Here is a 23,668-nt window from a genome sequence, read left to right as displayed (position 1 = left end):
TAGCGTCCGTGTACGGCTGCGCGCTTGAACTTGTCAAGCGAAGCACTATCCAGTAAGATCCGCCGTCTTATTTTCGCTGGGCGGCCCCTGAGGCTATAAAGAATGAAAACTTTTACTGCTAAACCGGAAACAGTAAAGCGCGACTGGTTCGTAGTTGACGCCGCTGGTCAGACCCTGGGTCGTCTGGCCACCGAAATCGCTAGCCGTCTGCGTGGCAAGCACAAGCCAGAATACACTCCTCACGTTGACACCGGCGACTACATCGTCGTCATCAACGCCGAGCAGATCCGTGTGACTGGTGCCAAGACTACGGACAAAATGTACTACTCCCACTCCGGTTTCCCGGGCGGTATCAAGGAAATCAACTTCGAGAAGTTGATCGCCAAGGCGCCTGAGCGCGTGATCGAGACCGCGGTTAAAGGCATGCTGCCGAAAAACCCGCTGGGTCGCGACATGTACCGTAAGCTGAAAGTCTATGCGGGCGCTGCTCACCCTCATACTGCTCAGCAGCCTCAAGAACTGAAGATTTAACGGAATAGTTCATTATGTCGGCGACTCAAAATTACGGCACTGGCCGTCGCAAGACCGCAACCGCTCGCGTTTTCCTGCGTCCTGGTACCGGTAACATCTCCATCAACAACCGTTCTCTGGACGTGTTCTTCGGCCGCGAAACCGCTCGCATGGTTGTTCGCCAGCCGCTGGAACTGACCGAGACCACCGAGAAGTTTGACATCTACGTCACCGTTATCGGTGGTGGTGTCAGCGGTCAGGCTGGTGCAATCCGTCACGGTATCACCCGTGCACTGATGGACTACGACGAATCCCTGCGTGGCGCTCTGCGTCGTGCTGGCTACGTCACCCGCGACGCTCGTGAAGTCGAGCGTAAGAAAGTGGGTCTGCGTAAAGCGCGTAAGCGTCCTCAGTACTCCAAGCGTTAATTTCGCTTCGGCAGTCAAGAAGCCCGGTTCCGGAAGGAGCCGGGCTTTTTTTATGGCTTGAACTAACCTGACAGACAGGTCCGTGGCCACTTGCCGCATAGACGCAGGTCAAGGAATGCACGGGTTGCAGCCTGCGCCCCGGGTAATCACCTTGTCACTGTAAGGTCTTTTTAATTACCATTCGGCCAAATTTTTAATGCCGCAGACGTTACCTGACTAGACGCCTGTTTCAACAGGCCACAAAGCTGATGGGAGAGGACTGAATGAGCAATGACGGCGTCAATGCTGGCCGGCGTCGCTTCCTTGTGGCTGCCACATCGGTGGTGGGTGCGGCAGGGGCGGTGGGGGCAGCGGTCCCGTTCGTGGGGTCATGGTTTCCCAGTGCCAAGGCCAAGGCCGCGGGGGCGCCAGTGAAGGTCAACATCGCCAAGATCGAGCCAGGCCAGCAAATGGTGGCGGAGTGGCGCGGCCAGCCGGTGTTCATTGTGCGGCGAACAGAGGAAATACTCGGCAATCTCAAGAAGATCGCAGGCGAGCTCTCTGATCCGCAATCCAAGGCTTCCGAGCAGCCGAGTTACGTTGATCCTGAAAACCGCTCGATCAAGCCCGAGATCATTCTTCTGGTCGGCCTGTGCACTCACCTGGGGTGCTCCCCGGTCTTCCGCCCTGAGGTCGCCCCTGCCGACCTGGGGCCAAAGTGGGTCGGTGGGTATTTCTGCCCCTGCCATGGCTCGCACTATGACCTGGCCGGCCGCGTCTACAAGGCCCAGCCGGCGCCGCTGAACCTGCCCGTGCCGCCCCACTCGTACGAGACGGATGATGTGATTGTCATTGGCGTTGATCAGGAGAGCGCGTGATGAGCAAGTTCATGGACTGGGTCGATGCCCGCTTCCCCGCCACGCGGATGTGGGAAGAACACCTGAGCAAGTACTACGCCCCGAAAAACTTCAACTTCCTGTATTTCTTCGGCTCGCTGGCGCTGCTGGTGCTGGTCAACCAGATACTCACGGGCATCTGGCTGACCATGAGCTTCACGCCTTCTGCCGAGGAGGCGTTCGCCTCGGTCGAGTACATCATGCGCGATGTCGAGTACGGGTGGATCCTGCGTTACCTGCACTCCACAGGCGCCTCGGCGTTCTTCATCGTCGTCTACCTGCACATGTTCCGCGGCCTGCTCTATGGCTCGTACCAGAAGCCCAGGGAGCTGGTCTGGCTGTTCGGCATGCTGATCTACCTGGCGCTGATGGCCGAAGCCTTCATGGGTTACCTGCTGCCCTGGGGGCAGATGTCGTACTGGGGCGCCCAGGTGATCATCTCGCTGTTCGGCGCGATCCCGGTGATCGGCGCCGACCTGACCCAGTGGATCCGTGGCGACTACCTGATCTCCGGGATCACCCTCAACCGCTTCTTCGCCCTGCATGTGATAGCCCTGCCGATCGTCATCCTCGGGCTTGTGGTGCTGCACATCCTGGCGCTGCACGAGGTGGGTTCGAACAACCCGGATGGCATCGATATCAAGAAGCACAAGGACGAGAACGGCGTGCCGCTCGACGGTATCCCGTTCCACCCGTACTACACCGTCAAGGACCTCGTCGGGGTGGTGGTGTTTCTCTTCGTGTTCTGCGCGGTGGTGTTCTTCTTCCCGGAAATGGGCGGCTACTTCCTCGAAAAGCCAAACTTCGAGCAGGCCAACGCCTTCAAGACGCCCGAGCATATCGCGCCGGTCTGGTACTTCACGCCCTTCTACGCGATCCTGCGCGCGGTGCCTGACAAGCTGTTCGGTGTCATGGCCATGGGCGCGGCCATCGCGGTGCTGTTCGTGCTGCCATGGCTGGACCGCAGCCCGGTGCGCTCGATGCGCTACAAGGGCTGGCTGAGCAAGGTCTGGCTGGCGCTGTTCTGCATCGCGTTCGTGATCCTGGGCATGCTCGGGGTGCAGGCGCCCACGCCGGGCCGAACCTTGCTGGCCCAGGCCTGTACCGTGGTGTATTTCTCCTACTTCGTGCTGATGCCGTTCTACACCAGGCTCGAGAAGACCAAACCGGTTCCGCAAAGGGTGACTGGCTGATGAAAAAGCTTATCGCGGCATTGATCCTGGCAGCGTTTTCCACCCTTTCTCATGCTGCCGAATCTTCCCTGGAGCTGGACAAGGTGGAGATCGACCTCGCCGACAAGGCCGCCCTGCAAGACGGCGCGCGCACTTTCACCAACTACTGCATGGGCTGTCACAGCGCCAAGTTCCAGCGTTACGAGCGAGTGGCCGATGACCTGGGTATTCCCCATGAGCTGATGCTCGAAAAGCTGGTGTTCACGGGCGCGAAGATTGGCGATCACATGAAGATCGGCATGCAGGCCAGCGACGCCAAGGCCTGGTTCGGCGCAGCGCCCCCTGACCTGACCCAGGTCGCCAGGGTGCGTGGCGAGGATTGGCTCTACAGCTATCTGCGCAGTTTCTACGCGGACCCCTCGCGGCCCTTTGGTTCGAACAACAAGGTCTTCCCGAATGTCGGCATGCCCAACGTGCTGGTCGGCCTGCAAGGCAACCAGGTGATCGGTTGCAAGCAGGTGCAGACCGAAGCCGATGGCAAGCGCCAGTTCGACCCGCTGACGGGCAGTCCATTGACCCATGAAGCATGTGACCAGCTGACCGTCGAGCCGAATTCCGGTACCCTGACGCCAGAGCAGTTCGACGAGAAGGTCAAGAACCTGGTGACCTTCCTGGCCTATTCGGCCAACCCGGTCAAGCTGGAGAGCCAGCGCATCGGCACCTACGTGCTGTTGTTCCTGGCTTTCTTCTTCGTGTTCGCGTATTTGCTCAAGCGCGAATACTGGAAGGACGTGCACTGATCACGCAGTCGTTTCTGGTAGTTGAATGCGCCCTGGGGCGCTCCTGCAGGAGCAGGGGTGGCCCCAGGGCGCGTTTGCATCTGCAGTATCCAAATTGTCGTTCCACCCCCTGCGAGGAGGACCACCATGGGCGTGACCAACAGGTTAGCCTGCTACTCCGACCCCGCTGACCATTATTCTCATCGGGTACGGCTCGTCCTTGCCGAGAAAGGCGTCAGCGTGCAGATCATCGATGTCGATGCTGGCCGCGTGCCTGCGAAGCTGATTGAAGTGAACCCTTACGGCAGCGTGCCGACCCTGGTCGATCGCGACCTGGCGTTGTACGAGTCGAGCGTGGTGATGGAATACCTCGATGAGCGCTATCCACATCCTCCGTTGCTGCCGGTATACCCGGTGGCGCGCGGCAACAGCCGGCTGCTGATGCACCGCATCCAGCGCGACTGGTGCGCGCTGGTGGATGTGATTCTCGATCCGCGCGGCAAGGACAGCGCGCGCACCCAGGCGCGCAAGGAGCTGCGCGAGAGTCTCACCGGGGTCTCGCCGCTGTTCGCGGAAATGCCCTGTTTCATGAGTGAGGAGCAAAGCCTGGTCGATTGTTGTCTACTGCCCATACTCTGGCGTTTGCCGGTGATGGGTATCGAATTGCCGCGGCAAGCCAAGCCGCTGCTTGATTACATGGAGCGACAGTTTGCCCGCGAAGCCTTCCAGGCAAGCCTGTCTGCTGCTGAACGTGAAATGCGCAAGGTTTAAGAGGACCCGTTGATGAACTCCAGTCGCCCTTATCTGGTTCGAGCGCTGTACGAGTGGATCGTCGACAACGATTGCACGCCACACATGCTGGTCAATGCCGAATTCCCGGCTGTCCAGGTGCCCCAGGGTTTCGCCAGCGATGGCCAGATCGTCCTTAACATCTCGCCCAATGCCGTGCGCCAACTGCACATGGATAACGAGGCGGTGAGCTTCGAAGGGCGCTTTGGTGGCGTCGCTCACACCCTGTACGTGCCGAGCGCGGCTATCCTGGGCATCTACGCCCGGGAAAACGGCCAAGGCATGGTCTTCGAGCTTGAGCCGCCGCTGATGGATGGCGATGAGCTTGAAGAGGAGGGTGTCGAGCCCGATGATGATGGACCTTCCGGTGGCGGGCAGCCGCCGCGACCCACGGGGCGTCCAAGCCTCAAAGTGGTCAAGTGACAAAAAAGGCGATCCCCAGGGATCGCCTTTTTTGTCAGGGCAACACGGCCTTGGCTCAATCGATGTATTCGAACAGCTTCACGATTTTCTGCACGCCCGACACATTCTGCACCACGCTGGTGGCGCGGGCGGCTTCCTGCTGGGTCAGCAGGCCGAGCAGGTAGACGATGCCGTTTTCGGTGATGACCTTGATGCGCGAGCCAGGCACGTTGGCGTCGGCCAGCATCTGGGTTTTGATCTTGGTGGTCAGCCAGGCGTCGTTGTTGCGCGCAAGAATGGAGGAGGGCTGCATCACCTGCAGCTCGTTGTGCACCTTCTTGACCCGCTGTACCTGGCCGGCGGCCTGCTCGGCCAGGCTCTTGAGGTCGGCGCGCGGGGTCTGGCCGGCCAGCAGCACGACACCGTTGTAGCTGCTGACGACAATGTGTGAGCCATTGTCCAGGTCAGGGCTGGCCTTGGCGACGTTGACGCCGACCTTGGTCTCGATCAACGAGTCGTCGATCTTGCTGCCGATGGTGCGGGTGCCGCGGTCATCTTCGATCGGCTTTTCGCGAGAGGCGTTGAGCACCGAGGTGCAGCCGCCGATGCTCAGGCACAGTGTCAGGGCCATCAGGCCGAGGCGTTTAGGGATCATTCTTCACTCCCGAACAATTGGCTGTCGATCAGATCGCACAAGCAGTGGATCGCCAGCAGGTGGACTTCCTGGATACGTGCGGTAACGGTCGACGGTACGCGAATCTCGACGTCCTCAGGCAGCAGCAGCGACGCCATGCCGCCACCATCGCGCCCAGTCAAAGCTACGACAGTCATTTCGCGATCATGTGCGGCCTGGATCGCCTGAATAATATTGGCCGAGTTGCCGCTGGTGGAAATCGCCAGCAGGACATCGCCCGGTTGGCCCAGCGCACGGATCTGCTTGGAGAACACCTCGTTGTAGCTGTAGTCGTTGGCGATCGAGGTGATGGTCGAGCTGTCGGTGGTCAGGGCAATGGCCGGCAGGCTCGGGCGCTCGCGCTCGAAGCGGTTGAGCAGTTCCGAGGAAAAGTGCTGGGCGTCTCCCGCGGAGCCACCGTTGCCACAGGCGAGCATCTTGCCCTCGTTGAGCATTGCATTGACCATCACCTGGCTTGCCAGTTCGATGTGGGGTGCCAGGATGTCCATAGCCTGCTGCTTGGTATCGATGCTGGCCTGGAACAGCCGGCGAATTCGGGATTGCATGTCCATCTGGTGTGACCTTAAGTGGGGCGGTGGCCGGCGCGACGCGCGGCAACAGGCCAGCCCGCGAAACACGGAGCGAAAAAGTTGAATGGGTTCAGCATTCGAAGGCGTTTTTCAGCCATTGAAGCGGTTGCCCTGCATGGCGGCTGCCCTGCAGGGCGACTACGTCGAAGCGGCAGGGATAGCTGGCCCAGCGGGCTTCCTTTTGCAGGAAAAGAGTGGCAGCCAGCACCAGTCGTTTCTGCTTGCGCCCATCGATGCTGCCAAGGGCGCCGCCGAAGTCCGCATGCAACCGGTAGCGGACCTCGACGAATACTACTGTATCGTTGTCGAGCATGACCAGATCAAGCTCACCACCTTTGCATCGCCAGTTCTGCGTGAGTAGCCGCAAACCTTGCCCTTGAAGGTACTCAAGGGCTTGCTGTTCGGCGGCTTTGCCTGCGCGTGTGGTCGATGCGTCCTGCATCAGCGCGGGGTATCCGGCAGGCGTTTGACCTGGCCGCCCGCGAACTCTGCCCAAGGCAGCTGGCGCTCGATACGCTGGTTCGCGTTCATGCCCAGGCTGCCCGACATCCCTTCCACGCGGTTGTCGGGCAGGGCCTTGAGCTGATCCAGGCGTGGCGCCAGGCTATAGGCGTCCACGCCCATGGCATAGAGGCGGCCCAGGCTGCCCGCGGCTTGCGGCCACTGCGAGACAACCTGCTGGCGCAGGCCATTGCTGGTGTCGAGCAGCCAGGGCGTCTCGCAGAAGCGAATGCCGGTCATGTCGTTGTACTGGTTGACGTCACCGCTGGCGCTGTAGACGTTCGAGGTGGCATAGACCGGCACGTCGCCCGCGTACTGGAAATTCAGGGTCGGCTTGATCTGCTGGGCCTGCTGCGGGGTGGCGGCGAGGAACAGGAAGTCGATGTCCTGGCGGCGCGACGGTTGCGCGGCGACGTTACCGCCAACCGCGCTCTGCAGGCTCTGCGCGCGGCCTTCGCTCTGGCGCAGCTGGAACAGGTCGGCGATCTGCTGGGCAAGGGCCACGGGCTGGGCAACGCGGTCCGCGGCGAGCAAGGTGCCGCCCTTGGCCTCCCAGTCCTCACGGAAGGCCTTGAGCACGCGGTCGCCCCATTCGCCACTGGGCACCAGCGCGACGGCGCGCACCATGCCGTCGGCATGGGCGCGGCGGGAGACTTCGCGGGCCTCGTCCTCGGCGGCCAGGCCGAACTGGAACAGCTGTGGCGGTGCTTTCTGGCCAGCGTCGGCGTAGTTCAGGGCCAGCGTGGGAATCGGCAACTGCGCCATCGCGGCCAGCTGCTTCACCAGTGGTTTCTCCAGCGGGCCGATGACCAGCTGCGCGCCCGCCGCCTGGGCCTGACGGTAGAAGTCGTCGACCGAGGTCAGCCTGGAGCTGTCGAATACCTGAATGGCTGGCGCGGGCTGGCCAGACTGCTGAGCCTGGAAGTGCGCGGCCATGAAACCATCGCGCAGGGCGCGCGCCACGTTGGCAAGCGGGCCTTCCTGAGGCAGCAGCAAGGCGATCTTGGTCAGCGGCTGGCTGGCCAGTTCCTTGAGCTTGGCCAAAGGCAGGGGCAGCTGGAGGGCGGCAGGGTGGCCAGCGTGCTGAGCGCGCCAGCTGTCGATGGCGGCCTGCTGCTGCTCAAGGGTGCCTGCACTCTTCACGGCCAGGGCCAGGCTGGTCCAGCCGGCCAGGGTATCGGTGCCGGTGGTCTGCAGTTGTTCGGGGGGCAGCGCCGCGACCAGCGCCCAGATGGCGTCGTTGTTGGCGGTGGCGGCGTCACCGCTCAGCAGCGGGGCCAGCAGGACGCGCTGCTGGGCGGCGGGCAGGGTCTGGCCATCGGCTTCAAGGGCGGCGGCATGAACGCTGTAGGTGCGAACCTGCAGGTCTTCCGGCAGCTCGCCGACCCGTGCAAGGCTAGGGTGGGCCAGGGCGGCGAGGGCTGCCTTGGGCTGGTTGCGGCTCATGGCCAGTTCGGCGGCCAGAGTGCTGGCGAATACCTGCTGGGCAGGCTTGAGTGATTCCAGCGGCACTTGCTCGAGAATCCGCGTCGCACCGGGGAAGTCCTTCTGCCGGTAGGCCTGGTCCGCGGCGCTGAGGCGCAGCAGGGCTGCCTCTTCCGGCGATTTGCTCGAGGCGGCCTGTTCAAGCAGCTGCTCGATGCTTGCATCCGGGGTGCGTGGCAGTTCGCCCAGGCTGGATGAGGGCGAGCTGGCGCAGGCCGCCAGCAGGGCAGCGAGGCATAAGGCTGTGAACAGCCGCAGGCAAGCGATCATGTAAGTGTCCTGTTACTCGACCAAGTTGGCCGATGATTGTACCCAAGCGCTGGCCGGGGCGCGATCACGGCGGTGTTGATCCTTCAATATAGGTGGTGAGACTGGCGCTGACGGGCAAGATGGTTGCGCAGTGTTGCCGGTGGTCGGGCTACAATGGCCGCCTCAGATCCGAAACGACAGGTGTGCGCAGTGACAGATGTTCCAGGGGCTTCGAAATCCACGATCGGTACGCTTTATGTGGTCGCCACGCCCATCGGCAACCTGGACGACATGAGCGCCAGGGCCTTGAAGGTGCTGGGCAGCGTCGCGCTGATCGCCGCGGAGGACACCCGCCACTCGATCCGCCTGTTGCAGCATTTCGGCATCAACACGCCCTTGGCGGCCTGCCACGAGCACAACGAGCGCGACGAAGGCAGCCGCTTCCTGACGCGCCTGCTGGCAGGCGATGACGTGGCATTGATCTCCGATGCCGGCACGCCGCTGATTTCCGATCCGGGCTATCACCTGGTGCGCCAGGCGCGTGCGGCGGGCGTGGACGTGGTGCCGGTGCCAGGCGCCTGTGCATTGATCGCCGCGCTGTCCGCCGCCGGGCTGCCGTCGGACCGTTTCATTTTCGAAGGTTTCCTGCCGGCCAAGGCGACCGGGCGTCGGGCGCGACTGGAGCAGGTCAGGGAAGAGCCGCGCACGCTGATCTTCTACGAAGCGCCCCACCGTATCCTCGAATGCCTCGAGGACATGCAGGCGGTGTTCGGCGCCGAGCGACCGGCCTTGTTGGCGCGCGAGCTGACCAAGACGTTCGAGACGCTCAAGGGCCTGCCTCTGGGTGAGCTGCGCAACTTCGTTGCGGCTGACAGCAATCAGCAGCGTGGTGAATGTGTCGTTCTGGTGGCCGGATGGACGGCACCGGAATCCGACCAGGCTGTCAGCAGTGAAGCGCTTCGCGTGCTCGACCTGCTGATGGCGGAGATGCCGCTCAAAAGAGCGGCTGCTCTGGCGGCCGAAATCACTGGTGTACGCAAGAACCTGCTCTACCAGGCGGCTCTCGAGCGACAGAAGGCTGAGTAATGGCGTGATGCCATTCGTCGAATTACCGCTTGTTCTTGACCGCCGCTCCCGGTAACCTTGGCCGCGGAGAGTCGATTGGACAGTCGCTGCCTTCTTTTGTTCCGCAAAAGAGGGGGGAGGAAAGTCCGGGCTCCATAGGGCAGAGTGCCAGGTAATGCCTGGGAGGCGCGAGCCTACGGAAAGTGCCACAGAAAATAACCGCCTAAGCACTTCGGTGCCGGTAAGGGTGAAAAGGTGCGGTAAGAGCGCACCGCGCGGCTGGCAACAGTTCGTGGCTAGGTAAACCCCACTCGGAGCAAGACCAAATAGGGTTCCATATGGCGCGGCCCGCGTTGGAACCGGGTAGGTTGCTAAAGACGTCCAGTGATGGCCGTCGTAGAGGAATGACTGTTCTCGACAGAACCCGGCTTACAGATCGGCTCTCCACCTCCTTTCCCGCTCGTTCCGCGGCGGGTCTTCCCTTCGTAATATCTAAATAGTCTTATTCGTGAGAAATCACTTCAACGTCGCCCCCTATGTCCTTGGGAGCGTTGGCGTTTTCCTGTGGGAAATATTCCTCTTGTAGTACCTTTTCCTTCGAATGATGAGCTAAATCGCCGCCCTGTAAGGCTTTTCCTTATGAACGCGCCTTGACGGTGTGAGGGGCGGATTCCTATAGTGTGCGCGAGTGGCAGGAAGTGGCATGAAGTGGGTTTTCTGACACAAAAACGCTAACATTGTGGGGATCGCCGTGTTTCGCGGAGCCAACGCTATCAGCCTCGACGCCAAGGGACGTCTCGCCATGCCGAGTCGGTACCGCGACGAGCTGGAATCGCGTTGCGCCAGTCAACTAATCGTAACAATTGATGCGGTCGATCGCTGCTTGTGTGTCTACCCCCTCGATGAATGGGAACAGATAGAAGCCAAGTTACGTGCCCTACCGTCGTTGCGTCCGGAAAACCGCCGCCTGCAGCGTTTGCTGATCGGCAATGCGGTCGACCTGGAGCTTGATGGCAGTGGTCGTTTCCTGGTCCCGCCGCGTTTGCGCGAGTACGCCCAGCTCGACAAGAAGGTAATGCTGGTGGGGCAACTGAACAAATTTCAGCTGTGGGACGAGGACGCCTGGAACGCGCTTTCGGCGGACGACCTCGCAGCTATTCAACAACCGGGCGCCATGCCCGACGACTTGCGTGATCTTATTCTGTGACGATTGATAGCGGCTTCAAACACATCACCGTGCTGCTCGACGAAGCTGTCGAGGCTCTGGCTGTGCGCACCGATGGCTGCTACCTCGACGGGACGTTCGGGCGGGGCGGGCATAGCCGCCTGATCCTCAGCAAACTAGGGCCACAGGGCCAGCTACTAGGGTTCGACAAAGACCCACAAGCGATTGCCACGGGGCAAGCGCTGGCGGCCGAAGACGGCCGCTTTGTCATTGTGCAACGCAGTTTTGCGGAACTTGGCAGCGAGGCCGCAGAGCGCGGTCTGGACGGCAAGGTCAGCGGCATCCTGCTGGACCTGGGGGTTTCCTCGCCGCAGCTCGACGATCCCGAGCGTGGTTTCAGCTTCCTCAATGATGGTCCGCTGGACATGCGCATGGACCCCAGTCGTGGCGTCAGCGCCGCCGAGTTCATCGCCCACGCGCCCGAAGAAGAAATCGCCCGCGTGTTCAAGGAATATGGCGAAGAGCGCTTTGCCCGACGAATGGCACGCGCCGTGGTGCTGCGCCGCGACGAACAGCCGTTCACGCGTACCGCCGATCTCGCCGAAGTGCTGAAGGTCGCCAACCCGGCGTGGGAAAAAGGGAAGAACCCGGCAACCCGCGCGTTCCGGGGCCTGCGCATTCATGTCAACAATGAGCTGGGTGATCTCGAGACCGGACTGGCGGCGGCCATGGAGGCGCTGGAAGTTGGCGGGCGCCTGGTGGTCATCAGCTTCCACTCCCTCGAAGACCGCATCGTCAAGCTGTTCATGCGCAAGCTGGCCAAGGGCGAGGCTGACAACCTGCCGCGCAACCTGCCGGTGCAGCACAAGGTCTTCGAGCCGAAGATCCGTGTCCACGGCAAGGCGCAGTTCGCCTCTGAAGCCGAACTCAAGGCCAACCCACGCGCGCGCAGCGCCGTCATGCGCGTGGCGGAGAAGCTGCGGTGACCCGGCTATTCGCCAAGCCCCTGCCAGGCGGTAGCTTCTTCATGCTGCTGCTGTTCGCCGGCGTGCTGATATCGGCCATTGCCGTGTCCTACAGCGCCCACTGGAACCGTCAGCTGCTCAATACCCTGTACGGTGAGCTCAGCGAGCGCGACAAGGCGCAGGCCGAGTGGGGCCGCCTGATTCTTGAGCAGAGCACCTGGACGGCCCACAGCCGGATCGAGAGCCTGGCGAGCGAGCAGTTGAAGATGCGCGTGCCCGCCGCGGACGAAGTGCGGATGGTCGCGCCATGATGAAACTCGAAGGCGCACTCTATCCCTGGCGTTTCAGGGTCGTGATCGGCCTGCTGGCGCTGATGGTCGGTGCCATCTGCTGGCGGATCATCGACCTGCAGGTGGTCGATCGCGACTTCCTCAAGGGCCAGGGCGATGCCCGCAGCCTGCGACATATCTCCATTCCCGCGCACCGCGGCCTGATCACCGACCGCAACGGCGAGCCACTGGCCGTCAGCACCCCGGTCACTACCTTGTGGGCCAACCCCAAGGAAATGCAGGCCGCCAAGGCACGCTGGCCAGAGCTGGCCGCGGCGCTGGGACAGAATCCCCAGCAGCTGGTCGAACGCCTGACCAAGCAGGCCAGCAAGGAATTCATCTACCTGGTCCGCGGCCTGACCCCGGAGCAGGGCCAGCGCGTGCTCGACCTCAAGGTTCCGGGCGTGTATGGACTTGAAGAGTTCCGGCGCTTCTATCCCGCTGGCGACGTCACTGCCCACATGGTCGGCTTCACCGACCTGGATGACCACGGCCGCGAAGGCGTGGAGCTTGCGTACGACGAATGGCTTGCCGGCGTGCCGGGCAAGCGTCAGGTGATCAAGGACCGGCGCGGCCGGCTGATCAAGGACATCCAGGTCACCAAGAACGCCAAGGCCGGCAAGACCTTGGCGTTGTCCATCGACCTGCGCCTGCAATACCTGGCCACCCGCGAGCTGCGCAACGCGATTGCCGAGCAGGAAGCCAAGGCCGGCAGTCTCGTGATCATGGACGTCAAGACCGGTGAAGTCCTGGCCATGGTCAATCAGCCGACCTACAACCCCAACAACCGCCGCAGCATGTTCCCGGCCGCCATGCGCAACCGGGCGATCATTGACGTGTTCGAGCCGGGCTCCACGGTCAAGCCGCTGTCGATGAGCGCCGCGCTGGAAAGCGGGCGCTGGAAGCCCACCGACAAGGTCGAGGTGTACCCGGGCAGCCTGCAGATCGGTCGCTACACCATCAAGGACGTCTCGCGCAGCGAAGGGCCGATCCTCGACCTCACGGGCATCCTGATCAACTCCAGTAACGTTGGCATGAGCAAGATTGCCTTCGACATCGGTGGCGAGGCGATCTACCGCGTGATGTCGCAGCTGGGCCTGGGCCAGTACACCGGCCTGGGCTTCCCGGGCGAGCGGGTCGGCAACCTGCCCAACCACCGCGAGTGGCGCAAGGCCGAGACCGCGACCCTGTCCTACGGCTATGGCGTGTCGGTGACCGCGCTGCAACTGGTGCATGCCTACGCCGCACTGGCCAACGACGGCAAGATGGTGCCCTTGAGCATCCTCAAGGTCGACGACAAGCCGGAGTCCACCCAGGTCGTGCCCAAGGAAACTGCCGAGACCATCCAGGGCATGCTCCAGCAGGTGATCGAGGCGCCGCGCGGCGTATACCGCGCGCAGGTCCCGTTCTACCACGTCGGTGGCAAGAGCGGCACGGCGCGCAAGGCCACCGTCGGCTCCAAGGGCTACACCGAGAACGCCTACCGCTCGCTGTTCGCAGGCTTCGGTCCGATGAGCGATCCGCGCTACGCGATCGTCGTGGTCATCGATGAGCCGAGCAAGGGCGGCTACTTCGGCGGCCTGGTCTCGGCGCCTGTTTTCAGCAAGGTCATGTCGGGCACCCTGCGCCTGATGAATATTCCGCCGGACAACCTGCCGCCACCCGCGCCTGCCGCGCCCGAGCAGCAGGCCACGGCCGCAGCCGCAAAAGGAGGACGTGGTTGATGACAATGCCATTGAGCAAGCTGTTCGCCCACGCAAGCCGCGATCCGCTGATCCGCGAGCTGACCCTGGACAGCCGTAGCGTGCGCGCGGGCGATCTGTTCCTGGCCGTGCCCGGGGCCAAGGTGGACGGCCGCGATCACATCGCCGACGCGCTCGCCCGCGGGGCAGCGGCGGTGGCCTATGAAGAGCAGGGCGCCACCGTGCTGCCGCTGACCGACGTGCCACTGATCCCGGTGAAAGGCCTGATCGCCCAGCTGTCCGATATCGCTGGCCGTTTCTATGGCGAGCCGAGCCGTCAGCTGAACCTGGTTGGGGTCACCGGCACCAACGGCAAGACCAGCGTCACCCAGCTGGTGGCCCAGGCCCTCGACATCCTTGGGCAGCGGTGTGGCCTGATCGGTACCTTGGGCACCGGTTTTCATGGCGAGCTGCAGAGCGGACGCCTGACCACCCCCGATCCGATCGCCGTGCAGTCGACGCTGTACGACCTCAGGAAGGCGGGCGCCAAGGCCGTGGCCATGGAAGTCTCCTCGCATGCGCTGGAGCAGGGGCGGGTTGCTGCCCTGGCCTTCGATATCGCGGTGATGACCAACCTGTCCCGCGACCACCTCGACTACCACGGCAGCATGCAGGCCTATGAGGCCGCCAAGGCCAGGCTCTTTGCCTGGCCCACCCTGCGCGCCCAGGTGGTCAATCTGGATGATGAATTCGGTCGTCGGCTGGCGGACGATTTCGCTCGCCTGCGCGACCCCGAGCACAATGACACCCGGCTGTTCAGCTACAGCCTGGAGAACAGCACGGCCTCTCTGTACTGCCGCCAGGCGCATTTCGATGATGATGGCGTGCGCGCGATCATCGTGACGGCCCAGGGCGAGCGTACCCTGCGCAGCCAGCTGCTGGGCCGCTTCAACCTGAGCAACGTGCTGGCCGCGGTCGCCACGTTGCTGGCCCTGGACTACACGCTGGACGAGATTCTCAAGGTCATCCCGCAGTTGCAGGGGCCGGTGGGCCGCATGCAGCGTCTGGGCGGCGGTGACAAGCCGCTGGTGGTGGTGGACTACGCGCACACCCCGGACGCTCTGGAAAAAGTCCTCGAAGCCCTGCGCCCGCACGCGCGTGGCCAGTTGCTGTGCCTGTTCGGCTGCGGTGGCGACCGCGACCGCGGCAAGCGCCCGCTGATGGCCGAGGTGGCCGAGCGCCTGGCCGACCGCGTGCTGGTCACCGATGACAATCCACGCAGCGAAGAGCCGCAACGCATCTTCGACGACATCCGCCCTGGGTTCTCCCGTACCGACGACGTCGAGTTCGTGGCCGGCCGCGGCGCGGCGATCGCCCGTCTGCTGGCCAGTGCCCGGCGCGATGACGTGGTGGTCCTTGCCGGCAAGGGTCACGAGGATTACCAGGAGATCCGCGGCGAACGCCATCCCTTCTCTGACCTGGTAGAGGCCGGGAAAGCCCTTGCAGCCTGGGAGGCCGCGCATGCTTAAGCCATTGACTCTGAGCCAGGTCGCCGATGCCTTGCGCGCCCGCGTGATCGGGGCCGATGCCCGCTTCAGCGGTGTCAGCATCGACAGCCGGGCAATCACCGACGGCCAGCTGTTCGTCGCCCTGGCCGGCCCCCGTTTCGATGGCCACGACTACCTGGCCGAGGTGCAGGCCAAAGGCGCGGTGGCCGCGCTGGTCGAGCGCGAAGTGACGGGCGTCGACCTGCCGCAGCTCGTGGTCGCCGACACCCGCCTGGCACTCGGGCAACTGGGCGCCCTCAATCGCGCGGCCTTTGACAAGCCGGTCGCTGCGATCACGGGCTCCAGCGGCAAGACCACGGTCAAGGAGCTGCTTGCCAGCATCCTGCGCACCCGTGGTCCGGTACTGGCCACCCGTGGCAACCTGAACAACGATCTCGGTGCGCCGCTGACGCTGCTTGAGCTTGAGCCCCAGCACAGCGCCGCGGTGATCGAGCTGGGCGCGTCGCGCATTGGCGAAATCGCCTACACCGTCGGCCTGACCCGGCCGCAGGTCGCCCTGATCAACAATGCCGGAACCGCCCATGTCGGCGAGTTCGGCGGTCCGGAAAAAATCGTCGAGGCCAAGGGCGAAATCCTCGAAGGGCTGGGCGAGGGCGGTGTCGCGGTCCTCAATCTCGATGACAAGGCCTTTGATACCTGGCGCACGCGCGCCGGTGAGCATCGCGTCATCACCTTCGCACTGACCGACGCGCACGCCGATTTCCACGCCAGCGATATCGACCGCGATGCCCGGGGCTGCCCGTCCTTCACGCTGCACGGGCCCGGTGGCTCGATCGCCGTCCAGCTCAACCTGCTGGGCACCCACAATGTCAGCAATGCGCTGGCCGCCGCCGCGGCCGCCCATGCCTTTGGTCTGACGCTCGACGGTATTGCCGCCGGCCTTGGCGCGGTGCAGCCGGTCAAGGGCCGCACCGTGGCGCAGCTCGCCCCTAACGGCGTGCGGGTTATCGATGACACCTATAACGCAAACCCCACCTCCATGTGCGCCGCGATTGATATACTCGCCGGCTTTTCCGGGCGCACCGTTCTGGTGCTGGGAGATATCGGCGAATTGGGCCCGTGGGCAGAGGAAGGGCACCGCCAGGTCGGTGACTATGCCCAGGGCAAGGTAGGCGCGTTGTACGCGGTGGGTCCGAACATGGCTCACGCGGTCAAGGCGTTTGGCACTGGAGGCCACCATTTCGCTACTCAGTCTGAGCTGATCGATGCCGTTCGCATCGAACAGGCCAGGGATACCACTATTCTGATCAAGGGATCGCGCAGCGCTGCGATGGAAAACGTCGTGGCGGCTTTGTGCGGTCCTAGCGGGGAGAAACATTAATGCTTCTGCTGTTGGCTGAGTATCTGCAACAGTTCCACAAAGGCTTCGCGGTCTTCCAGTACCTGTCCCTGCGCGGGATCCTCGGTGTGCTGACCGCGTTGTCGCTGGCGCTGTGGCTGGGCCCTTGGATGATTCGCACCCTGCAGATCCGCCAGATCGGTCAGGCCGTCCGTAACGACGGCCCGCAATCGCACCTTTCCAAGTCCGGCACCCCGACCATGGGTGGCGCGCTGATCCTGTCCGCCATTGGCATCAGCACCTTGCTGTGGGCCGACCTGACCAACCGTTATGTCTGGGTCGTGCTGATCGTGACTCTGCTGTTTGGCGCCATCGGCTGGGTCGATGACTACCGCAAGGTCATCGAGAAGAATTCGCGCGGCCTGCCGAGCCGCTGGAAGTATTTCTGGCAGTCGGTGTTCGGCCTGGGCGCCGCCATCTTCCTGTACGCCACCGCGCCGACCAGCGTCGAGACCACGCTGATCGTGCCAATGCTCAAGGATGTCACCATCCCGCTGGGCATCGGCTTCGTGGTGCTGACCTACTTCGTGATCGTCGGCTCGAGCAACGCGGTCAACCTCACCGATGGCCTCGACGGCCTGGCGATCATGCCCACGGTGATGGTCGGCGGCGCGCTGGGCATCTTCTGCTACCTGTCGGGCAACGTGAAGTTCGCCGAATACCTGCTGATCCCGTACGTGCCGGGCGCGGGGGAGCTGATCGTGTTCTGCGGCGCGCTGATCGGCGCGGGCCTGGGCTTCCTGTGGTTCAACACCTATCCGGCCCAGGTGTTCATGGGCGACGTCGGCGCGCTGGCGCTGGGCGCGGCGCTCGGCACCATCGCGGTGATCGTTCGCCAGGAAATCGTGCTGTTCATCATGGGCGGTGTGTTCGTCATGGAGACCCTGTCGGTGGTCATCCAGGTCGCGTCGTTCAAGCTGACCGGCAAGCGGGTGTTTCGCATGGCACCGATCCACCATCACTTTGAACTCAAGGGCTGGCCCGAGCCACGCGTGATCGTCCGTTTCTGGATCATCACCGTGATTCTCGTGCTGATCGGCCTTGCCACCCTGAAACTGAGGTAGATGAGCGTGTCACTGATCGCTTCTGACCACTTCCGCATCGTTGTGGGTCTCGGCAAGAGCGGCATGTCCCTGGTTCGCTTCCTGGCGAGCCGGGGCATTGCCTTTGCAGTCGCCGATACCCGCGAGCAGCCGCCGGAGCTGGACGCCCTGCGCCGCGACTATCCGCAAGTGGAGGTGCGCTGTGGCGAGCTGGACGTGGACTTCCTCTGCCGCGCCAACGAGCTCTACGTGAGCCCGGGCCTGGCGCTGGCGACCCCTGCCTTGCAGCAGGCGGCGGCGCGTGGCGTGCGGTTGTCGGGTGATATCGAGCTGTTTGCCCGCTACGCCAAGGCGCCGATCGTCGCGATCAGCGGCTCCAACGCCAAGAGCACCGTCACCACGCTGGTCGGCGAGATGGCCGCCCTGGCCGGCAAGCGGGTCGCCGTGGGTGGCAACCTCGGTACGCCGGCGCTGGACCTGCTCGACGACAGCGTCGAGCTGTATGTCATGGAGCTATCGAGCTTCCAGCTCGAGACCACTGACCAGCTCAACGCCGAAGTGGCGACCGTGCTGAACATCAGCGAAGACCACATGGACCGCTACAGTGGCCTGCCGGCCTACCACCTGGCCAAGCACAGGATCTTCCGTGGCGCGCGCCAGGTGGTGGTCAACCGCCAGGATGCGCTGAGCCGGCCATTGCCGGTCGAGGGCCGGCCGTGCTGGACCTTCGGCCTCAATGCCCCGGATTTCAAGTCCTTTGGCCTGCGCGAAGTGGACGGCGAGAAATACCTGGCCTTCGAGTTCCAGGCACTGATGCCGGTCCGCGAGCTGAAGATCCGCGGCGCCCACAACCAGAGCAACGCCTTGGCCGCCCTGGCCCTGGGCCACGCGGCGGGGCTGCCGTTCGATGCCATGCTCGAAAGCCTGCGCCAGTTCGCCGGCCTCGCTCATCGCTGCCAGTGGGTGCGCGAGCGCGAGGGCGTCAACTGGTACGACGATTCCAAGGCCACCAACGTCGGTGCGGCCCTGGCAGCCATCGAAGGTTTGGGCGTCGATGTCGACGGCAAGCTCGTGCTGATCGCTGGCGGCGACGGCAAGGGTGCTGATTTCAGCGCGCTGCGCCAACCGGTCGCCAGCTACTGCCGCGCCGTGGTGCTGCTGGGGCGCGACGCCGAACGGCTGGCCGAGGTCTTCGGCGACAGCGTACCGCTGGTTCGCGTCAAGACGCTGGACGAGGCCGTGCAGCAATGCGCCGGGCTGGCCCAGGAAGGCGACGCCGTGCTGCTGTCGCCGGCCTGCGCCAGCCTCGACATGTTCAGGAACTTCGAAGAGCGTGGGCGCCTGTTCGCCCAGGCCGTGGGAGCCCTGGCATGATCTTCAACGTCATCAAGCCCTACCCGTCGCCGCTGATCAGCGGCCGCGGCATCGATCTGGACTTCGCCTTCCTGGCGGGCTGCCTGGCGCTGCTCGGCCTGGGCCTGGTCATGATCACCTCGGCCTCCTCGGAAGTGGCCGCGGTGCAATCGGGCAACCCGCTCTATCACATGTTCCGCCACCTGGTGTACGTGGCCATCGGCCTGGTCGCCTGCGGCGTGACGATGCTCGTGCCGATCGCCACCTGGCAGAAGATGGGCTTCACCATGCTGGTCGGTGCCTTTGCCTTGCTGGTGCTGGTGCTGGTGCCCGGCATCGGCCGCGAAGTGAACGGGTCGATGCGCTGGATCGGTTTCAGCTTCTTCAACGTGCAGCCATCGGAGATCGCCAAGGTCTTCGTGGTGATCTACCTCGCCGGCTACCTGGTGCGCCGCCAGCAGGAAGTGCGCGAGAGCTGGATGGGCTTCTTCAAGCCATTCATCGTGCTGCTGCCGATGGCCGGCCTGCTGCTGATGGAACCGGACTTCGGCGCCACCGTGGTGATGATGGGCGCCGCGGCGGCCATGCTGTTCCTCGGCGGGGTGGGGCTGTTCCGCTTCAGCCTGATGGTGGTGCTGGCGGTGGTGGCGGTGTTCGTGCTGGTGCAGGCGCAGCCGTACCGGATGGCGCGGCTGATCACCTTCACCGACCCCTGGTCCGACCAGTTCGGTTCCGGCTACCAGCTGACCCAGGCGCTGATCGCCTTTGGCCGCGGCGAGTGGCTCGGCGTGGGCCTGGGCAACAGCGTGCAGAAGCAGTTCTACCTGCCCGAGGCGCACACCGACTTCGTGTTCTCGGTCCTGGCCGAGGAGCTCGGCGTGATCGGCTCGCTGCTGACCGTGGGCCTGTTCGTCTTCGTCACCGTGCGCGCGCTGTACATCGGCCTGTGGGCCGAGAAAGCCAAGCAGTTCTTTGCCGCCTACATGGCGTTCGGCCTGGCCTTCCTGTGGATCGGCCAGTTCCTGATCAACATCGGTGTGAACGTCGGCCTGCTGCCGACCAAGGGCCTGACCCTGCCGTTCCTCAGCTACGGGGGCAGCTCGCTGGTGATCTGCTGCGCCTGCGTCGGCTTGCTCCTGCGCATCGAGTGGGAGAGCCGCACGCACCTGGGCAGCGAAGAGCATGAATTCAACGAGAGCGACTTTGCCGAGGAGGCGCAACATGGCCGCTGACGGCAAGCAGGTACTGATCATGGCGGGCGGCACCGGGGGCCATGTCTTCCCCGCGCTGGCCTGCGCCCGCGAGTTCCAGGCGCGCGGCTACAGCGTGCACTGGCTGGGCACCCCCCGTGGCATCGAAAACGAGCTGGTCCCCCAGGCGGGCTTGCCGCTGCACCTTATCCAGGTCAGCGGCCTGCGCGGCAAGGGCAAGCTGTCGTTGCTCAAGGCGCCCTGGACCCTGGTCAAGGCCGTGCTCCAGGCCCGGCGCATCATCAAGCAGATCAAGCCGGTGTGCGTGGTCGGCTTTGGCGGCTACGTGACCGGCCCCGGTGGCCTGGCTGCGCGGCTGTGTGGCGTGCCGCTGGTGATCCACGAGCAGAATGCCCGCGCCGGTACCGCCAACCGGATGCTGGTGCCGCTGGCGGGCCGCGTCTGCGAGGCCTTCCCCGACACCTTCGGCGCCAGCGACAAGCGCCGGACCACCGGCAACCCGGTGCGTGCCGAGCTGTTCCTCGAACCCACCCGTGCCGCGCTGGCCGGCCGCCGCGCGCGGTTGCTGGTGCTGGGCGGCAGCCTGGGCGCCGAGCCGCTGAACAAGCTGCTGCCCCAGGCCCTGGCCGGGGTGCCGCAGGACGTAAGGCCCGAAGTGTTCCACCAGGCGGGCAGGCAACATGCCCCGGTGACCGCCGAACGCTACCGCGAAGCCGGTGTCGAGGCTCAGGTCGAGCCGTTCATCAAGGACATGGCCCACGCCTACGGCTGGGCCGACCTGGTGGTGTGCCGGGCCGGTGCCTTGACCGTGAGCGAGCTTGCCGCGGCGGGCCTGCCCTCGATGCTGGTGCCGCTGCCCCATGCGATCGACGACCACCAGACCCACAACGCCCATTATCTGGCCCGCGAAGGCGCTGCCTTCCTGATGCCACAAGCGACAACCGGCGCAGCGCAGCTCGCTGAACGCCTGAACGAGGTGCTGATGCAACCCGAGAAACTCAACACCATGGCTGCCACCGCACGCCGCCTGGCCAAGCCTGCCGCCACCGGTACCGTAGTCGACATCTGCCTGGAGGTGGCCCATGGTTGAAAGCCAGAAAGCCATGCCGCAGCCTGAAATGCGCCGCATCCGCCGTATCCACTTCGTCGGCATCGGCGGCGTGGGCATGTGCGGGATCGCCGAAGTGCTGCTGAACCTGGGTTACCAGGTGTCGGGTTCCGATCTCAAGGCCTCGCCGGTTACCGAACGCCTGGAATCCTTCGGTGCCGAGATCTTCGTCGGCCACCGCGCCGAGAACGCGGCCAACGCTGACGTGCTGGTGGTATCCAGTGCCGTCAACACCGCCAACCCGGAAGTGGCCACTGCCCTGGAACGCCGCATTCCCGTGGTGCCGCGCGCCGAGATGCTGGCCGAGCTGATGCGCTACCGCCACGGCATCGCCGTTGCCGGCACCCACGGCAAGACCACCACCACCAGCCTGCTGGCCTCGGTGTTCGCCGCCGGTGGCCTGGACCCGACCTTTGTCATCGGTGGCCGCCTGAATGCCGCGGGCACCAATGCCCAGCTTGGCACCAGCCGCTACCTGATCGCCGAAGCGGACGAGAGCGACGCCAGCTTCCTGCACCTGCAGCCGCTGGTGGCCGTGGTCACCAACATCGACGCCGACCACATGGCGACCTACGAAGGCGACTTCAACAAGCTGAAGAAGACCTTTGTCGAGTTTCTCCACAACCTGCCGTTCTACGGCCTGGCCGTGGTCTGCCTGGACGACCCGGTGGTGCGCGAGATCCTGCCGCTGGTCAAGCGCCCGGCCGTGACCTACGGCTTCAATGAAGGCGCCGACGTGCGCGCCATCAATGTGCGCCAGTCGGGCATGCAGACCCACTTCACCGTGCTGCGCCGTGACCGCGCGCCGCTGGAAGTGTCGGTGAACATGCCGGGCAACCACAACGTGCTCAACGCCTTGGCGACCATCGCCATCGCCACCGACGAAGGCATCAGCGACGAAGCCATTGTCCAGGGCCTGTCGGGCTTCCAGGGCGTTGGCCGGCGCTTCCAGGTCTATGGCGAGCTGCCTGTCGATGGCGGCAGCGTGATGCTGGTCGATGACTACGGTCACCACCCCACCGAAGTGGCTGCGGTGATCAAGGCCGTGCGCGGTGGCTGGCCAGAGCGCCGCCTGGTGATGGTCTACCAGCCGCACCGCTTCAGCCGCACCCGCGACCTGTACGACGACTTCGTGCAGGTCCTGGCCGATGCCAACGTGCTGCTGCTGATGGAGGTCTACCCGGCCGGCGAAGAGCCGATCCCCGGCGCCGACAGCCGCCAGCTGTGCCACAGCATCCGCCAGCGCGGCCAGCTCGACCCGATCTACATCGAGCGTGGCGTCGAACTGGCGCCGCTGGTCAAGCCGCTGCTGCGCGCCGGCGACATCCTCCTGTGCCAGGGCGCCGGTGATATCGGCGGCCTTGCGCCACAACTGCTCAAGAGCCCGCTGTTCGCCGGTGCCGTGGCCAACCAGGGGAAGTCGAAATGATCACGCCAGACTACGCATCCCTGCGTTCGACCCTCGACCCGAAAGCCTTCGGCCGGGTGGGCGTGCTGTATGGCGGCAAGAGCGCCGAGCGCGAAGTCTCGCTCAAGTCCGGCGCCGCGGTGATCGACGCGCTGACCAGCGCCGGCGTCGACGTGGTCGCCATTGACGTCGGTGATGACCTGCTCGCCCGCCTGACCCAGGAAAAGCTCGACCGGGCCTTCATCATCCTGCACGGCCGCGGCGGTGAAGACGGCAGCATGCAAGGCCTGCTGGAGTGCCTGGGGATTCCCTACACCGGCAGCGGCATCCTGGCCTCGGCCCTGGCGATGGACAAATTGCGCACCAAGCAGGTGTGGCAAAGCCTGGGTATTCCTACCCCGCGCCACGCGGTGCTGGGCAGCGAATCGGATTGTATTTGCGCGGGCACGGAACTGGGCTTCCCGCTTATCGTCAAACCCGCCCATGAAGGTTCGAGTATCGGCATGGCCAAGGTGAACAGCGTCGCAGAGCTGGTCGCTGCCTGGAAAGAGGCCGCCACATACGATTCGCAAGTGCTGGTCGAGCAATGGATTCACGGTCCGGAATTCACCGTGGCGACGCTGCGTGGCCAGGTGCTGCCGCCCATCGCCCTGGGGACCCCGCATTCGTTCTACGACTACGACGCCAAATACGTGGCCAACGACACCCAGTACCGCATCCCGTGCGGGCTGGACGCTGCCCGTGAACAGGAACTGATCGACCTGACCGCGCGCGCCTGCGATGCCATCGGCATCGAGGGCTGGGGCCGTCTGGACGTGATGCAGGACGAGCAGGGCCGGTTCTGGCTGCTCGAAGTCAACACCGCACCAGGCATGACTGACCATAGCCTGGTACCCATGGCGGCACGCGCTGCCGGCCTGGACTTCCAGCAACTGGTGCTGGCGATCCTGGCGGCAAGCGTCGAGACGCGAGGTTAACC

The 23,668-nt window shown here is 64.2% G+C and carries 24 protein-coding genes and 1 other RNA gene; 21 read left to right on the top strand and 4 right to left on the bottom strand.

Annotated features, from left to right (window positions below; translation table 11 throughout):
• Positions 1-102: 102 nt before the first annotated feature.
• The 7 genes from rplM (at position 103) to VJS90_RS07725 (ending at position 4,976) form a co-directional block, all read left to right on the top strand.
• On the top strand, positions 103-531 hold the full coding sequence (rplM, locus tag VJS90_RS07755; RefSeq protein ID WP_158459941.1) for a 50S ribosomal protein L13: 429 nt from the start codon (positions 103-105) through the stop codon (positions 529-531).
• Positions 532-545: 14 nt separating this feature from the next.
• Positions 546-938 carry a 30S ribosomal protein S9 gene (gene rpsI / locus VJS90_RS07750; protein ID WP_316920020.1) on the top strand — a complete coding sequence of 131 codons (393 nt, stop codon included), beginning with the start codon at positions 546-548 and terminating at the stop codon, positions 936-938.
• A gap of 263 nt (positions 939-1,201) precedes the next feature.
• A complete protein-coding gene (petA, locus tag VJS90_RS07745; protein ID WP_324120668.1) occupies positions 1,202-1,795 on the top strand; it encodes a ubiquinol-cytochrome c reductase iron-sulfur subunit in 594 nt (197 codons plus the stop codon).
• The gene (locus tag VJS90_RS07740; RefSeq protein ID WP_324120666.1) at positions 1,795-3,006 is read left to right on the top strand and encodes a cytochrome bc complex cytochrome b subunit; all 1,212 of its coding nucleotides are present in this window, start codon (positions 1,795-1,797) and stop codon (positions 3,004-3,006) included. The genes petA and VJS90_RS07740 overlap by 1 nt, the downstream gene beginning before the upstream one ends.
• Positions 3,006-3,785 carry a cytochrome c1 gene (locus tag VJS90_RS07735; RefSeq protein WP_324120664.1) on the top strand — a complete coding sequence of 260 codons (780 nt, stop codon included), beginning with the start codon at positions 3,006-3,008 and terminating at the stop codon, positions 3,783-3,785. Before VJS90_RS07740 ends, VJS90_RS07735 begins: the two co-directional genes overlap by 1 nt.
• Before the next feature lie 126 nt (positions 3,786-3,911).
• Positions 3,912-4,535: a glutathione S-transferase N-terminal domain-containing protein gene (locus tag VJS90_RS07730; RefSeq protein ID WP_324120662.1), complete on the top strand. Its 624-nt coding sequence runs from the start codon at positions 3,912-3,914 to the stop codon at positions 4,533-4,535.
• 12 nt (positions 4,536-4,547) lie between these two features.
• Positions 4,548-4,976 carry a ClpXP protease specificity-enhancing factor gene (locus VJS90_RS07725; protein ID WP_324120660.1) on the top strand — a complete coding sequence of 143 codons (429 nt, stop codon included), beginning with the start codon at positions 4,548-4,550 and terminating at the stop codon, positions 4,974-4,976.
• Positions 4,977-5,031: 55 nt separating this feature from the next.
• Here the strand turns inward: VJS90_RS07725 and VJS90_RS07720 are convergent, their stop codons facing one another.
• The 4 genes from VJS90_RS07720 to VJS90_RS07705 all read right to left on the bottom strand — a co-directional run bounded on the left by VJS90_RS07720 (position 5,032) and on the right by VJS90_RS07705 (position 8,474).
• Positions 5,032-5,610, bottom strand: coding sequence for a BON domain-containing protein (locus tag VJS90_RS07720; RefSeq protein ID WP_324120658.1), 579 nt, complete (start codon positions 5,608-5,610; stop codon positions 5,032-5,034).
• On the bottom strand, positions 5,607-6,200 hold the full coding sequence (locus VJS90_RS07715; RefSeq protein ID WP_324120656.1) for a phosphoheptose isomerase: 594 nt from the start codon (positions 6,198-6,200) through the stop codon (positions 5,607-5,609). The genes VJS90_RS07720 and VJS90_RS07715 overlap by 4 nt, the downstream gene beginning before the upstream one ends.
• Before the next feature lie 88 nt (positions 6,201-6,288).
• Complete coding sequence (locus tag VJS90_RS07710) at positions 6,289-6,660, bottom strand: YraN family protein (protein WP_324120654.1); 372 nt, start codon at positions 6,658-6,660, stop codon at positions 6,289-6,291.
• Positions 6,660-8,474 (bottom strand): penicillin-binding protein activator, encoded by a 1,815-nt coding sequence (locus VJS90_RS07705; RefSeq protein WP_324120651.1) that lies wholly within the window; start codon positions 8,472-8,474, stop codon positions 6,660-6,662. The genes VJS90_RS07710 and VJS90_RS07705 overlap by 1 nt, the downstream gene beginning before the upstream one ends.
• A 189-nt stretch (positions 8,475-8,663) precedes the next feature.
• On the opposite strand from VJS90_RS07705, the gene rsmI reads away from it, so the two are divergent.
• The 14 genes from rsmI (at position 8,664) to VJS90_RS07635 (ending at position 23,666) form a co-directional block, all read left to right on the top strand.
• The gene (rsmI, locus tag VJS90_RS07700; protein WP_324120648.1) at positions 8,664-9,539 is read left to right on the top strand and encodes a 16S rRNA (cytidine(1402)-2'-O)-methyltransferase; all 876 of its coding nucleotides are present in this window, start codon (positions 8,664-8,666) and stop codon (positions 9,537-9,539) included.
• Between the two features lie 67 nt (positions 9,540-9,606).
• Positions 9,607-9,966: RNase P RNA component class A (gene rnpB, locus VJS90_RS07695), an RNA gene on the top strand.
• A gap of 303 nt (positions 9,967-10,269) precedes the next feature.
• The gene (gene mraZ, locus VJS90_RS07690; protein WP_324120646.1) at positions 10,270-10,725 is read left to right on the top strand and encodes a division/cell wall cluster transcriptional repressor MraZ; all 456 of its coding nucleotides are present in this window, start codon (positions 10,270-10,272) and stop codon (positions 10,723-10,725) included.
• The gene (gene rsmH, locus VJS90_RS07685; RefSeq protein WP_414704907.1) at positions 10,722-11,669 is read left to right on the top strand and encodes a 16S rRNA (cytosine(1402)-N(4))-methyltransferase RsmH; all 948 of its coding nucleotides are present in this window, start codon (positions 10,722-10,724) and stop codon (positions 11,667-11,669) included. The genes mraZ and rsmH overlap by 4 nt, the downstream gene beginning before the upstream one ends.
• Positions 11,666-11,959, top strand: coding sequence for a cell division protein FtsL (gene ftsL / locus VJS90_RS07680; protein ID WP_324120644.1), 294 nt, complete (start codon positions 11,666-11,668; stop codon positions 11,957-11,959). The genes rsmH and ftsL overlap by 4 nt, the downstream gene beginning before the upstream one ends.
• On the top strand, positions 11,959-13,701 hold the full coding sequence (locus VJS90_RS07675; protein WP_324120686.1) for a penicillin-binding protein 2: 1,743 nt from the start codon (positions 11,959-11,961) through the stop codon (positions 13,699-13,701). Before ftsL ends, VJS90_RS07675 begins: the two co-directional genes overlap by 1 nt.
• Positions 13,701-15,188 carry a UDP-N-acetylmuramoyl-L-alanyl-D-glutamate--2,6-diaminopimelate ligase gene (locus tag VJS90_RS07670; protein ID WP_324120642.1) on the top strand — a complete coding sequence of 496 codons (1,488 nt, stop codon included), beginning with the start codon at positions 13,701-13,703 and terminating at the stop codon, positions 15,186-15,188. Before VJS90_RS07675 ends, VJS90_RS07670 begins: the two co-directional genes overlap by 1 nt.
• On the top strand, positions 15,181-16,548 hold the full coding sequence (locus VJS90_RS07665; RefSeq protein WP_324120640.1) for a UDP-N-acetylmuramoyl-tripeptide--D-alanyl-D-alanine ligase: 1,368 nt from the start codon (positions 15,181-15,183) through the stop codon (positions 16,546-16,548). The genes VJS90_RS07670 and VJS90_RS07665 overlap by 8 nt, the downstream gene beginning before the upstream one ends.
• Entirely contained in the window at positions 16,548-17,630 is a 1,083-nt protein-coding gene (gene mraY / locus VJS90_RS07660; protein WP_158459958.1) for a phospho-N-acetylmuramoyl-pentapeptide-transferase, read from the top strand. The genes VJS90_RS07665 and mraY overlap by 1 nt, the downstream gene beginning before the upstream one ends.
• Positions 17,631-17,636: 6 nt before the next feature.
• Positions 17,637-18,983 carry a UDP-N-acetylmuramoyl-L-alanine--D-glutamate ligase gene (gene murD, locus VJS90_RS07655; protein ID WP_324120637.1) on the top strand — a complete coding sequence of 449 codons (1,347 nt, stop codon included), beginning with the start codon at positions 17,637-17,639 and terminating at the stop codon, positions 18,981-18,983.
• Complete coding sequence (gene ftsW / locus VJS90_RS07650) at positions 18,980-20,194, top strand: putative lipid II flippase FtsW (RefSeq protein ID WP_414704906.1); 1,215 nt, start codon at positions 18,980-18,982, stop codon at positions 20,192-20,194. The genes murD and ftsW overlap by 4 nt, the downstream gene beginning before the upstream one ends.
• Positions 20,184-21,263, top strand: a complete 1,080-nt coding sequence (gene murG, locus VJS90_RS07645) for an undecaprenyldiphospho-muramoylpentapeptide beta-N-acetylglucosaminyltransferase (RefSeq protein ID WP_324120635.1) — start codon at positions 20,184-20,186, stop codon at positions 21,261-21,263. The genes ftsW and murG overlap by 11 nt, the downstream gene beginning before the upstream one ends.
• Entirely contained in the window at positions 21,256-22,710 is a 1,455-nt protein-coding gene (gene murC, locus VJS90_RS07640) for a UDP-N-acetylmuramate--L-alanine ligase (RefSeq protein ID WP_324120633.1), read from the top strand. The genes murG and murC overlap by 8 nt, the downstream gene beginning before the upstream one ends.
• On the top strand, positions 22,707-23,666 hold the full coding sequence (locus VJS90_RS07635; protein WP_324120631.1) for a D-alanine--D-alanine ligase: 960 nt from the start codon (positions 22,707-22,709) through the stop codon (positions 23,664-23,666). Before murC ends, VJS90_RS07635 begins: the two co-directional genes overlap by 4 nt.
• The last annotated feature ends 2 nt before the right edge of the window (positions 23,667-23,668 follow it).

This window comes from Pseudomonas sp. (assembly GCF_035277045.1).
GTDB lineage: Bacteria > Pseudomonadota > Gammaproteobacteria > Pseudomonadales > Pseudomonadaceae > Aquipseudomonas.
This window is presented reverse-complemented; position numbering and strand designations above follow the sequence as displayed.

What these genes read in the sequence shown, in the direction of transcription:
- murC (WP_324120633.1), top strand. Translation starts at nt 21,256, where the DNA reads ATGGTTGAAAGCCAGAAAGCCATGCCGCAGCCTGAAATGCGCCGCATC.
- rpsI (WP_316920020.1), top strand. Translation starts at nt 546, where the DNA reads ATGTCGGCGACTCAAAATTACGGCACTGGCCGTCGCAAGACCGCAACC.
- VJS90_RS07710 (WP_324120654.1), bottom strand. Translation starts at nt 6,660, where the DNA reads ATGCAGGACGCATCGACCACACGCGCAGGCAAAGCCGCCGAACAGCAA.
- ftsW (WP_414704906.1), top strand. Translation starts at nt 18,980, where the DNA reads ATGATCTTCAACGTCATCAAGCCCTACCCGTCGCCGCTGATCAGCGGC.
- VJS90_RS07735 (WP_324120664.1), top strand. Translation starts at nt 3,006, where the DNA reads ATGAAAAAGCTTATCGCGGCATTGATCCTGGCAGCGTTTTCCACCCTT.
- rplM (WP_158459941.1), top strand. Translation starts at nt 103, where the DNA reads ATGAAAACTTTTACTGCTAAACCGGAAACAGTAAAGCGCGACTGGTTC.
- VJS90_RS07725 (WP_324120660.1), top strand. Translation starts at nt 4,548, where the DNA reads ATGAACTCCAGTCGCCCTTATCTGGTTCGAGCGCTGTACGAGTGGATC.
- VJS90_RS07740 (WP_324120666.1), top strand. Translation starts at nt 1,795, where the DNA reads ATGAGCAAGTTCATGGACTGGGTCGATGCCCGCTTCCCCGCCACGCGG.
- mraY (WP_158459958.1), top strand. Translation starts at nt 16,548, where the DNA reads ATGCTTCTGCTGTTGGCTGAGTATCTGCAACAGTTCCACAAAGGCTTC.
- VJS90_RS07665 (WP_324120640.1), top strand. Translation starts at nt 15,181, where the DNA reads ATGCTTAAGCCATTGACTCTGAGCCAGGTCGCCGATGCCTTGCGCGCC.
- VJS90_RS07715 (WP_324120656.1), bottom strand. Translation starts at nt 6,200, where the DNA reads ATGGACATGCAATCCCGAATTCGCCGGCTGTTCCAGGCCAGCATCGAT.
- VJS90_RS07720 (WP_324120658.1), bottom strand. Translation starts at nt 5,610, where the DNA reads ATGATCCCTAAACGCCTCGGCCTGATGGCCCTGACACTGTGCCTGAGC.
- VJS90_RS07670 (WP_324120642.1), top strand. Translation starts at nt 13,701, where the DNA reads ATGACAATGCCATTGAGCAAGCTGTTCGCCCACGCAAGCCGCGATCCG.
- VJS90_RS07675 (WP_324120686.1), top strand. Translation starts at nt 11,959, where the DNA reads ATGAAACTCGAAGGCGCACTCTATCCCTGGCGTTTCAGGGTCGTGATC.
- VJS90_RS07705 (WP_324120651.1), bottom strand. Translation starts at nt 8,474, where the DNA reads ATGATCGCTTGCCTGCGGCTGTTCACAGCCTTATGCCTCGCTGCCCTG.
- VJS90_RS07730 (WP_324120662.1), top strand. Translation starts at nt 3,912, where the DNA reads ATGGGCGTGACCAACAGGTTAGCCTGCTACTCCGACCCCGCTGACCAT.
- petA (WP_324120668.1), top strand. Translation starts at nt 1,202, where the DNA reads ATGAGCAATGACGGCGTCAATGCTGGCCGGCGTCGCTTCCTTGTGGCT.
- VJS90_RS07635 (WP_324120631.1), top strand. Translation starts at nt 22,707, where the DNA reads ATGATCACGCCAGACTACGCATCCCTGCGTTCGACCCTCGACCCGAAA.
- murG (WP_324120635.1), top strand. Translation starts at nt 20,184, where the DNA reads ATGGCCGCTGACGGCAAGCAGGTACTGATCATGGCGGGCGGCACCGGG.